Source organism: Geminisphaera colitermitum TAV2 (assembly GCF_000171235.2).
Lineage (GTDB): Bacteria > Verrucomicrobiota > Verrucomicrobiia > Opitutales > Opitutaceae > Geminisphaera > Geminisphaera colitermitum.
In genome coordinates, this window is record NZ_ABEA03000126.1 from 126,034 (window position 1) to 136,891 (window position 10,858).

The following is a 10,858-nucleotide window of genomic DNA, read 5'->3' on the forward strand; positions in this document are numbered from 1 at the left end:
GCCCTCCCCTCCCCCCCCCCCCCCGCGCGTGCCTATCTTCCGTTTTCCCTCCATCAACCCGTGATCTCACGGATTCCATCATTTTGTTGCAGTTTCATGTCATGAGAAAATCACTACCCATTCTCGCAACCGCTATCACACTTTTGGCCTGCGCATTCCTGTCCGTCACAGCACTTGCCGCTGCCAGCGATGCTGCAACCAACACGGTTGTTTTTGCGCCCTCTTTTGCTGGAGGCAAAGTCGGCTATCCCGACTGGCTCACTGCCTACACGCACATGAAAGAGCGGATGAGCATCGTTGCCGGACCTGCCGAGAAAACGGATGCAAGCAGCACCGCCCCTGTGGGCAACGTCGCAGCCTTTGTTCTCGCTGAAACCGCCACTACCGACGACCGCGGCAAAGCCAGTTATTTTCGCAGTCGCACACTCCGCGTTGGTGAAGGCCGTTTCACCATCGAATGGAGCGCTGAAATCCAGCCCGGCATCTACAACCCCGGCATGGAACTCTGGGGACGCGTTGGCCCCAAAGCCAACGACTACAAAGCACTCCTCCTGCGCCTTGAAATCCGCTCCGACTCCAACGTCCGCCACGGAAAAACCATCCTTGGGAAAACCACTCCCGGCTGGCATCGCTTCAAGATCGAAGTCAACACCGCCGCCCAAACCTTCGACTATTTCCATGACGACATGGTCACCCCCATCGCTCGTGACCAAACTTTCCGCCCCGCCGCCTCCACCAACGCTCCCGACATACCCGACTGGAACCGAGTTGGCATCGGCTTCTTTCTAGCGATCTCCCCCGGCACACCCCCGGCACGCTGGCAAATTGGCGGTATCAAAATTTCAACTACATCTCCAATCGTCGCCGCCGACACCCCTGCTCGTTCCCCCGGTGAACAAATCGCCAGCCTCTGGTGTCCTGCCACACCCGATGCCCGCCTCATCATCCTCGAAAGCGCAAAACCCGCCGACACTGCGATCCTCTACCAGCGCCTTGCGCCCTCCGCCTCTCGTCTCGCAACGGATGCCGCTAAACGCATTGCCCTCGACATCGTTCCCCACCGCCTCCCGTCAACAAACGCTGTCGCCAACCAACGAGTCGCCAACCGCCGTCCTGCGTCCGACAGCCCCCCGGCCATCGAACGAAGCTCAATCGACATTGCTCGCGAACTCGGTCTTGCGGAAACCCAACTCCCCGCCGCCATCCTTGTTACTCCCGATCAACAAACCCGCGCCATCTGGACCGCCCCTTTTGACGACGACGCAAGCCAAACCCTGCTCTCTGCTCTCAACGACCCTGCTCCTCACGGTGCCCGCGGTCTGCCTCCTCCCCCCCCCCCCCCGCGCGCAGCCAATGCAACGGCTGCCGCTTTGCAGGCTGACCCACCCGGCGAAGCACTCGGCGGTCTCGCTCGCGACAGACCTGCGCACTGGCTGACGCTTGGAACCTGGGCCGGCTCTGCCGGCCTTTCTCTTTGGGGCCTCGATTACGAACCCCAAGTGCGTCCGAATCCCGGCGAACCGCAGGTCATCACCTACTGGGATTCCTCGTGGCACACCCGCTGGCAGGAACGCGCTCCCGCCGCTGGCGATCCCGGCGGGCGCATTGTCATGGAAAAACAACTACCCCGTGACTACGCATGGTCCAAAGGCACCGCCTACGCCCACCTCTACCTCCACACTCCGACCCCCGCCAACATCACCCTTCACCTCTCGCAGAGCGGTTCCGAAATCGACGGCTGGATCAATGGACGCGCCCTTGTCTGGCAACGCGACGCCTCCGCCTCCAGCACTACCGAAATCGAGGAAACCGACCACAACGATCAAGGCGGCGTTGTCGTTGTTAAACGGATACGCGGCGACACTGCCCATGTCGCTCCGCTCAAACTCGACGCCGGTTGGAATCGTCTCCTTGTCAAACTCGTGATGAGCCAGCGCAAAGACGAAACCTTCGCCTTTACCGCCCGCCTCTCTGCTCCCGCCGCCGATTCACTTGCAGCAATCCGCACCAGCACCACCGACCCCGCTTCTGCAAAAATTTCCCGCGCTGTTGCCAGTCGTTACGTGCCCCTCGTTTACACCCGCGCCCCCTTCAATCTCGTCCATCCCGGCGAACCGCTTGTGCTCGACATTGACCTCGGCACTGCCGACCTCCTCCGCCAGACCGTCGCACCTTTTATCCCGCAACCCGCCGGACAACTCGAACTCACCATCACCGATTACGACGGCGTTGCCATTGCCACGGAACTCCTCACTCGCACTCAACCCATCACGCTTCCCGGACGCACCACCTTTGACCTCGGTGCGGCACCCGCTCCCGGATACTACGCCACGCACCTGCGACTCCTCGACGCGGACGGCAATCTCGTCTGCACCTACCCAAGCGACGGCTTCAACGTCATTCGTGGCACCGCCGCCCAGCGCGAGCGCAAAGAGTCAAAAAAAATGTCTGTCACCTATTACTTCATGGCCGGACAGGAACGTTACCGGACGCTCTTTTTCCCCTACATGGAACGCATCGGGATCCTCCGCAACATCGGTGGCAACCACGCTCGCGCCCTCGATTTTTACAAAGAAGCCCGCGCGCGTGGCCTCGATGTCATTGCCGACACCTGGACCCAACGTGACCCCGATTACCTCCGTGCTTACGTCGAGGAAAGCGCTCCCTACGTGGACGTTTTCAAGGCTTTCAACGAGGTCGATATTCATCTCGCCCAACGCGGCACGCCTGCCGCTTGGGTTGCCAAGGCAAAGCAGGATTACGAGATCATCAAAAAAGCAAAACCCTCCGCTCTCATGTTGGGTGCCAGCCTTGTGCGTCCCGCTTCCGACTCGTGGTTTGAAGAATGCCTCAAACTCGGACTCGCCAAATACCACGACGTGTGGGACGTGCATTGTTACCCGCAAAAATCACCCGTTCTTGGTGGAAACATGTCCAACAGCCCCAACGAAACGGATCTCGGCGTGCTCAAAGTTTACAAAAAACTTGGCCTGAAAAACGACAAACCCTTTTGGATCGGCGAGACGGGCGCGCGTTCTGGACACGGACGCGATGCCCGCCGCTGGCAAGCTGCAATGGTCGCCAAAATGACGGCCTGCGCGCTCAGTCGCGACGATTACCAACGCATCGGTTTTCTCGTTCCCTGGCGTTACAGTCGCGGTGAAAGCCGCTACTATATCATGGACATTGAGGCCGGCCACATGCCCGCCGAAGCTGCCTATTACACGGCCAGCGCGCTCATTGATGGTTTTGAATACAAACGCATCGTCACCGATAACCGGATACAAGCCGCCCGCTTTGGCCCTACTGTCATGGCTTGGGCAAGCGACACCAAGCGACCTGTCACGTTCAATTACAAGTCCGAGGGCAAAGGGCCATTTGTGCTCGTGGATGTTGTGGGCCGTGTAACTCATCTCGCGCCTGACGCATTTGCATCCGATGGCACGCTTGCTCTCACGCTGAGCGACAGTCCCGTTTACGTGTTATCGCGGACTGATTACGAACGTCTCACGCGTTTCTGATCCTCTCCCCCCCCCCCCCCCAACGCACGCGCTCTTCCTTTTTTTTTCCATGATACTCACGGCCAATCCGCCATCGACGATGCGACGAATGCCTTCAGCGCCTCGTGTTCAACGCGAGGCGCCTCCATCGCGCCGGATGTTTTCCGATTCATTTAATAAAAAGCTCTCTCTCTGGACCTCCGCCGAACCTGGCCACACCAAGCCCGTTGCGGAACTCCCGCGCGTCCATTCTGGTGTCGAGGCGGCCTGTCGTCTTGTCATTGCTGCTCAACTACACGCGCTCGACAAACTCCCTGCTCCTGTTGCACGCATCCTTGCTGCCATCCGCCGCCTTCAATGCCTCGACGGTTCGCCACAACACGGTTGCTTCAAATGGTTCGCCGAGGAACCGCATCCGGTGGATACCAACGCGGCGTTTTTTATTGGCCTCAACCTCATTGTTCTTTCCGCCGCGTATCGTGAGCAACTCCCCCCCCCCGCGCTTGCCGAACTCGATGCGATGCTCGGCGATCTCTTTTTCTGGTTCGAACGCGAAAGTCAGACCGGGGCGCTTTGGTATCCCAACAAATATCTTGGCGACCTTGTCTGTGCCTGGCTCCTCCACGAACAGGTTGAAGATGGACCGTCCGACGCGCGTCTCCTCGCAGCCATGGAGTCGGCGGCTGATTACTGGAGCGCGCATCACTGGGGCTGGGGCGAGCACTTGAGCGATTGCTATACGGGAGTTCTTTTCAACGAACTCTCCGCGCTGCTTCTTCTTTCGCGACGCTTGCCCGAATCCGTGCGCGCTCATTACACGCGCCTCCTGCGCGAACTCCTTGCCATCGAAGATGCCTACGGTGGCGACATCCGTGTGCCCGCCATCCGCACCTACGCATTTGCGGCTCGTCCCGGTCTCCAGTTTTGGCGCGACACGATCCGTCCCTGGCTTGATCCGAGTGACGCGCAACACGTCCGGCGCAGCACGCATTTCCATTTCGGCCACCTTTTCAACGAACTCGGCTGGCACGTTCTTGTCGGGCCGCGTCAACCTGTGCGTGAGCGGATCAGCATTCCATGTTTTGGTGGTGCCACTGCGCGTGCTTGGATTTCAGAGGACGACCCGCGCATGCGATTGGGAACGATGTCGCGTTATCCCATCATGCCGCACACCGACCATGTGGCTTGGGGACTTTCGTGGCAGTCGATGCCTGTTGCCTTTTCCGCCGGGGAAAACGGCTGGGGATTTCTTCGCTGGCACACGCGCGAAAACGAACTCGATCGCTTCCACCCGGCGCGCGACAAACATGCCGCCTACCTGCGTAACGCGCTTACTGATGCGCTTGTCCCGCCCATTGTCGGGCTGACCGATTCGCTGCAAGATGGTCCCGATGCCTGCATCCTGCGTCGCATGCCTGCGCTCTCGCGTTCGTGGGATTTGCTCGCCGACCAACTTGTCCTTACCGGCACGGATTTCACCCTTGTCCGCGAGGAACTCGGCATGGACACCTCGCGCCTCCTGTTGGATGCGGCGGGCGTGCCAGTCACCGTATTTTTCCTCCCGCTCGGGGCCGGTGTGCGTCCGCGACTCACACAGGAATCTGCGGAGGAAATTATTTGGGAAGTTCTCTGGCCGGAAACGACGCTCGCCCGGCAGGAGCGCGTTGCCTGTGTCTGGATCATCTGCTGGGGACGCGATGTATCCACCTTGCCTGGTCCGAGTCCGGTTTTGGATGTGTCACCAGAAAACAGATACATCCGCATGCACAACGACGAGGCGTGGCAAATCGCATGGCCCCGCGCCGCAGGCAACGTTTCCGTTCGCATTGATCCACTCGCAACCGATCCGGTGCGCGTGGTCTGATGAGCCCGCCAATGCGAGGGCGGGGGGGGGGGGGGGAGGAGTGTGACGATTGGGTGTCGAAAACGGGGTTTTTGTAACGTTTGTGGAGCGAACGCGGCTCCGGCTTGCCGAGGGGGTGGACTGCCGGCACCGGTGATGGCATTATGTGCACTCTGCTTGTTACTGCCGCCTCTCCCATTTCGGTCGAAACCGAACGCTACAACTTGCGACTGGCATCCGATGTCAGCGATGTTCGCGCCGCCCAGCGCCTGCGCTATGAGGTGTTTAATGTTGAGATGGGCGAAGGGCTGGTCACTTCGTTCGCTTCGGGCATGGACAGCGATGCGTTTGACGCGGTGTGCGATCACTTGATCGTCCGCGAAAAGGCGACGGACACGGTGGTCGGCACCTATCGGTTGCAGACAGGCGTGGAGGCGGGGTTGCGCCTTGGTTACTACAGCGAACAGGAGTTTGATTTCACGCCGTTCGAATCGGTGCGCGAAGAGGTCGTTGAACTCGGTCGTGCGTGCGTGGCGCGCGAGCATCGCAACCAGAGCGTGCTTGGCCTGTTGTGGCGTGGCATTGCGCAGTATGCGCAGAGGCACGGAGGGCGCTATCTGGTGGGGTGCAGTTCGTTGACGTCGCGTGATGCGGACGAGGGACTGGCGGTGTATGCGCAACTTGCTTCACGGCACTTGGCGGCGCCCGGATGGCGGACGTCGCCGCAGCCTGGCCTGGAGTGCCGGGCCACCGCCGGCGCGCCTGTCATGGAAGCGAAGATACCGCGATTGATGGCCGCCTACCTCGCCGTGGGCGCCACGATTTGCGGTGAGCCGGCGATCGATAGGGAATTTGGCACGGTGGATTTTCTGACGTGGCTGGACTTGCGCGCGATGCCCGAACGCGTTTACCGCAAGTTCATGGGCTGAGGTCGGCGGCGCGGAATTTTGTGAGCAACATGCGAGATGCGACGTGATGCGAAAATGAATCGTTGGCGCTGGTGGGATTGCATGCGCGGGGGCTGGCGTCTGGCCGTCATCGGGACGGTGATTGGACTGGCGGTGGCGCGTTGGTTGGGTGGCAGTGTGCGCGTGAAGCGCAGGACTCCGGCTGAACGCGCGCGATGGATGCAGGCGGTGTGCCGGGATTTGCTGCGGGTCATGGGCGTGCGGGTGACGCCGGGATCGTCTGGCCTGAAACCGGGGGCATCGGCGGAGGCGGGGCTGATGGTCTGCAATCATCTGGGCTACCTCGACATTCTGGTGCTGGCGGCGGACAGGCCCGTGATTTTCGTTGCGAAAAGCGAGGTTCGCGGCTGGCCGGTGCTGGGCTGGCTGGCGGGGATGGCGGGCACGCTTTTTGTGGATCGCGCGCGGCGAGGGGATGTGGCGCGGGTGGCGGAGGAGATGACGGAGGCTCTGGCGGGCGGGGTGAGCGTGGCGGTCTTCCTTGAAGGCACATCAAGCGACGGGAGCCGGGTGCTGTCTTTCAAGACTTCGTTGCTCGAACCGGCGATCCGGCGGCGCTGGTTGGTGCTTCCGATGTCGCTCGACTACACGGTGCCGGCTGGCCGGTCGGCGGCGGGCGAGGTGTGCTGGTGGGGCGACATGCGGCTGGCTCCGCATTTGCTGAATCTTGTTACGATTCCGTGGATACGGGCGCGTGTGGCGCGTGGCGAGGCGGTTGCGGCGGCGGGAGACATGGACCGCAAGACGTTGGCAAGGCTGCTGCACGAACGGGTGGAGGCGTTGAGGGCGGCAGGAGGGAATGCAAGCCGGGGGCAGGGGAGGCGGTGTCCGCCGGTCGTGGCGACTCACGACAGCGGCGCGTGGCTTGCAGAAGTCTGACTGCGGCGAGGCAGAGCGGCAGACGCGGGGCGGGAGCGTGGTCGTCTGCTGATTCAGGCAACCAGTGGATTCGGGGCGGTGTCTCCGAAAAGTGAATCGAGGACATCGCTTGTGATGTTGTCCACATCGGCAGGAATTGTTGCCAGCCAGCCGGGGAGGCGGGCGGCGGCGCGGGTACGGGCGAGGACCGTGGCCTCGGTAACGGCGCGGGCGAAGTCCTTTTTGCTGGAATCATCCCATTCGACACGGAGGCGGAAGAATTCGCTCCACTGGAATTTTTGGTAAAACACGTCGTCCTGCACCTCGTAGCCGCCAGCCTTGCCGACCGCCCAGGCAAGACTGCGGTGGGGGTCGTCCACCATCTGGAGGAGCGAGGCGGGAAGTCGTGCCGGCGGGATCGTGGCGCGGCCGCCGGGCAGTTTCAGATAAACGTAATTGTTCGCGCGCATTCGTCGCCAAAATTCAGATACGGGAAGGTCGGACCAGTTCGAGATGATGCGTCCATAGGCCGTTTTGTCCTCCACATCGGCGTCAAGCAGCCCGCGCAGAGTATGATGCCCGTCCACCATCCAGGCCGCGCCGCCGGGGCCGATGACGAGGGGCACGTTTTTTTTCTTCAGATAGGCGGTCCGTTTTTTGGACGACTGCTTTTCGATTTTTTCCCGTTTCGCTTCGACTTCGCGAAAACCGATCACGCATTGCGTGGGGCGTAAAAGATGGGCGTTGATTCTGACCGCTGCGCCAGCGGGAAGCAGGGAGTGAAAGGGCCTGCATTCGTCGTTTGTGGCGTGGAAAAACGTGAGGCCGACGAGTGGGAAAAGCGTCGAGCGCGTGGAGAGGGAGGCTGGCAGTCGGGAATGGTGTCTGTCTGGCATTGAATTACCCGCCAGTAAACGGGCACATGCGTAAACGGAAAGAGGGGTAGTGTTACGAATTTGTGAATTTTTGGGTGCGAAATGTCACCTGATCGGATGATTCTGATAATGGTTGGCACAAAAAAATCCCTTACTCGTTAATAAGTAAGGGATTTACTGAAAATCTGGTGGACCCTATTGGACTCGAACCAACGACCCCTTCCATGTCAAGGAAGTGCTCTAACCAACTGAGCTAAGGGTCCAGATGAAGAGAGTCGCGGAGTAAGGAGAAGGCGGCAGGGGGTGTGCAAGAAAAAATATCGGTCATTTCCAGACGTGGATTGACCGGTTTGTCGCAGGGGGGGGGAGGGGGCGCGTTGTTTACACCTTGGGCAGCGTGATTCGCTGGCGTTGATGTTGATATTTGCCTGCGCGGGTTTTGTAGGAGGTGGCGCAGGACACGGCGCTGAAGAACAGCATTTGCACGATGCCTTCGCCGGCATAAATGCGGCAGTCGGCGGCGCTCGCATTGGAGAACTCCAGCGTGAGGTGTCCGCTCCAACCCGCCTCGGCCGGGGTGACGTTGGCAATGATGCCGCAACGGGCATACGTGCTTTTGCCCACGCAGATGGCCGTGACGTTGTCGGGCAGGCTGAGTTTTTCGATGGCTACACCGAGGCCGTAGCTGCGCGCGGGCAGGATGAAATAACGGCCGTGCTCATCGGTTTCGAGCGGCACTTTTTCCAGGTTACGCGGGTTGAAACGCTTCGGATCCAGGACGGTGCCGGGCACGTGGCGAAACACCTGAAACTCGCGCGGCGAGAGTCGCAGGTCATAGCCAAAGCTGGAGAGTCCGTAGGAAAGCACGCGGTGCGCGGCGGCTTCCTCGCGCACGAGTTCGGGGACGAAGGGACGGATCATACCTTCCCGGGCAAAGGCGGTAATTTGGCGGTCGTTGAGGATCACGGAGCGGATGGGATTGCGGGCAATGAGGAGTGAGTGGAGCGCGGAGCGCAAGTGCGCATCGGCAAAGTGGCAAGGTGCGCATCGGCAAAACCACCCTTGCGCCCCGGCGGGTTTGGGTAGTGTTTTACCGTTTTCGTTTCTGTTTTCGTTTTCAACAAATGTCCTCCGCATCCAATTCCGCTCCCGCCACTCCCCCCCCCCCCCCTCCAGCCGCATCTGCCAATCCCGCGCCCATTCCCGTGACCGTCCTCACCGGGTTCCTCGGCGCCGGCAAAACGACGCTCCTCAACCGCATCCTCACCGAGCAGCATGGCAAGAAACTCGCCGTCATCGAAAACGAATTTGGCGAGGTCGGCGTGGACAACCAACTCGTCATCCAGAGCGACGAGGAACTCTTCGAGATGAACAACGGCTGCATCTGCTGCTCCGTGCGCGGCGATCTCATCCGCGTTCTCGGCCGCCTTATGAAGCGCAAGGACCGCCTCGACGGCATCCTCATCGAGACCACCGGCCTCGCCGATCCGGGGCCCGTGGCACAGACGTTTTTCACCGACGACGAGATGCGCGCCGCCTTCCGTCTCGACGGAATTGTCACCATCGTGGATGCGCGCCATATCCTCCAGCATCTCGGCGACTCGCCCGAGGCGCAGAAGCAAATCGCCTTTGCCGACGTGCTCCTGCTCAACAAAATCGATCTCGTGTCGCCCGCCGATCTCGATGCGCTCGAAGCCCGCATCCGCAAGATGAACGCCGCCACGCGCATCCTGCGTTCGCGCGATGCTGACGTGCCTCTCTCCGCCGTGCTCAACGTCGGCGGCTTCAATCTCTCGCGCGCCAGCGAACTCGATCCGCGTTTTCTCGAACCGACCTACCCGTTCGAGTGGGCCGGCGTTTATGCCCTGCCCGCCGGTCGCCACGAACTCGTCATCGGCCATTGCCACCCTCATCACGATCACGGACATGAAGGGCACGACCACGAGCACGAATGCGGCTGCGATCACGAACACGCGCACGGCGACCACGAACACGACGCGCATGACAGTGAAGGCAACGGTCACGCGCACTGCCATCACCACCATCATCACGGCAATGAGAACGAGCTTGATGTCGTGATCCTGCCGGTGAAATCGCTCGATCCCGCCGACCTCGCCGCCGCGCGCGACGAAGCCGTGCGCGTTTTTGCCGATTGGGAAACCAAAGTGCCCCCCGGCTCGCCTGTCGCCCCCGGTCTCGTGCTCCATCGTCTGCAACTCGACGACGGCCACGGCCACTATCCGCTCACGGTGGCGCAACCTGGTTTTCACATGGTGTTTGAAGGTTGCGGCGAACATCCGCTGCACATCCCGGTGATGGGCGAAAACGTCCGTCCCTGCTGGCAGCAGGACTACGAGCACACGCATAGCCACGAGGACGCCGTCAGCTCCGTAGGCATCAGTGAGCCCGGTGTGGTCGATGCCCAAAAACTCAACAACTGGATCGGCGAACTTCTCGCAAAAAAAGGGGCCGACATCTACCGCAGCAAGGGCGTGCTCAACGTCAAAGGCTCCGACAACCGGCTCGTTTTTCAAGGCGTGCACATGCTCTTCGACGCCAAGTTTGACCGCCCTTGGGGCAAGGACGCGCGCACCAACACGCTCGTCTTCATCGGCAAGGATCTGAATCGCGAAGCTCTCACGCTTGGCTTTCGTTCGTGCCTTGTTTGAGTCGATTTTCCGACTGGTAGGGAGGACTCTCCGAGTCCTCCGCTCCGAGTTCTCCGCCAAGTTTTCCGCAACCACGCGCCATCTGTCTCAATAATTTCGATACATCAAACTGCGCTCGGCGGAGGTCTCGGAGAGACCTCCCTAC

7 protein-coding genes and 1 tRNA gene are annotated in these 10,858 nt (G+C 60.8%); 5 read left to right on the forward strand and 3 right to left on the reverse strand.

What is annotated here, in order from left to right; translation table 11 throughout:
• Window positions 1–101: 101 nt before the first annotated feature.
• From OBACDRAFT_RS15390 to OBACDRAFT_RS15405, 4 genes are all read left to right on the forward strand, one after another.
• Window positions 102–3,521 (forward strand): hypothetical protein, encoded by a 3,420-nt coding sequence (locus tag OBACDRAFT_RS15390; protein ID WP_198529916.1) that lies wholly within the window; start codon window positions 102–104, stop codon window positions 3,519–3,521.
• Between the two features lie 49 nt (window positions 3,522–3,570).
• Window positions 3,571–5,364 (forward strand): hypothetical protein, encoded by a 1,794-nt coding sequence (locus OBACDRAFT_RS15395; RefSeq protein ID WP_157837119.1) that lies wholly within the window; start codon window positions 3,571–3,573, stop codon window positions 5,362–5,364.
• Between the two features lie 143 nt (window positions 5,365–5,507).
• A complete protein-coding gene (locus tag OBACDRAFT_RS15400; RefSeq protein WP_043587096.1) occupies window positions 5,508–6,272 on the forward strand; it encodes a GNAT family N-acetyltransferase in 765 nt (254 codons plus the stop codon).
• A gap of 54 nt (window positions 6,273–6,326) precedes the next feature.
• Window positions 6,327–7,190 (forward strand): lysophospholipid acyltransferase family protein, encoded by an 864-nt coding sequence (locus OBACDRAFT_RS15405; protein WP_232767190.1) that lies wholly within the window; start codon window positions 6,327–6,329, stop codon window positions 7,188–7,190.
• A 53-nt stretch (window positions 7,191–7,243) separates the two neighbouring features.
• Here the strand turns inward: OBACDRAFT_RS15405 and OBACDRAFT_RS15410 are convergent, their stop codons facing one another.
• From OBACDRAFT_RS15410 to dcd, 3 genes are all read right to left on the reverse strand, one after another.
• Complete coding sequence (locus OBACDRAFT_RS15410; RefSeq protein ID WP_081722095.1) at window positions 7,244–8,065, reverse strand: ParB-like protein; 822 nt, start codon at window positions 8,063–8,065, stop codon at window positions 7,244–7,246.
• A gap of 165 nt (window positions 8,066–8,230) precedes the next feature.
• Window positions 8,231–8,307: transfer RNA gene (locus OBACDRAFT_RS15415), tRNA-Val, on the reverse strand.
• A gap of 118 nt (window positions 8,308–8,425) precedes the next feature.
• Window positions 8,426–9,010 (reverse strand): dCTP deaminase, encoded by a 585-nt coding sequence (gene dcd / locus OBACDRAFT_RS15420; protein ID WP_043587103.1) that lies wholly within the window; start codon window positions 9,008–9,010, stop codon window positions 8,426–8,428.
• Between the two features lie 158 nt (window positions 9,011–9,168).
• Here dcd and OBACDRAFT_RS15425 point away from each other — a divergent pair, with 158 nt between their 5' ends.
• Window positions 9,169–10,713, forward strand: a complete 1,545-nt coding sequence (locus OBACDRAFT_RS15425) for a CobW family GTP-binding protein (protein ID WP_081722101.1) — start codon at window positions 9,169–9,171, stop codon at window positions 10,711–10,713.
• The last annotated feature ends 145 nt before the right edge of the window (window positions 10,714–10,858 follow it).

Bases quoted from the DNA above. Each gene is read 5' to 3' on its own strand.
- OBACDRAFT_RS15390 (WP_198529916.1), top strand. From the start codon at position 102: ATGAGAAAATCACTACCCATTCTCGCAACCGCTATCACACTTTTGGCC.
- OBACDRAFT_RS15395 (WP_157837119.1), top strand. From the start codon at position 3,571: ATGATACTCACGGCCAATCCGCCATCGACGATGCGACGAATGCCTTCA.
- OBACDRAFT_RS15400 (WP_043587096.1), top strand. From the start codon at position 5,508: ATGTGCACTCTGCTTGTTACTGCCGCCTCTCCCATTTCGGTCGAAACC.
- OBACDRAFT_RS15405 (WP_232767190.1), top strand. From the start codon at position 6,327: ATGAATCGTTGGCGCTGGTGGGATTGCATGCGCGGGGGCTGGCGTCTG.
- OBACDRAFT_RS15410 (WP_081722095.1), bottom strand. From the start codon at position 8,065: ATGCCAGACAGACACCATTCCCGACTGCCAGCCTCCCTCTCCACGCGC.
- OBACDRAFT_RS15425 (WP_081722101.1), top strand. From the start codon at position 9,169: ATGTCCTCCGCATCCAATTCCGCTCCCGCCACTCCCCCCCCCCCCCCT.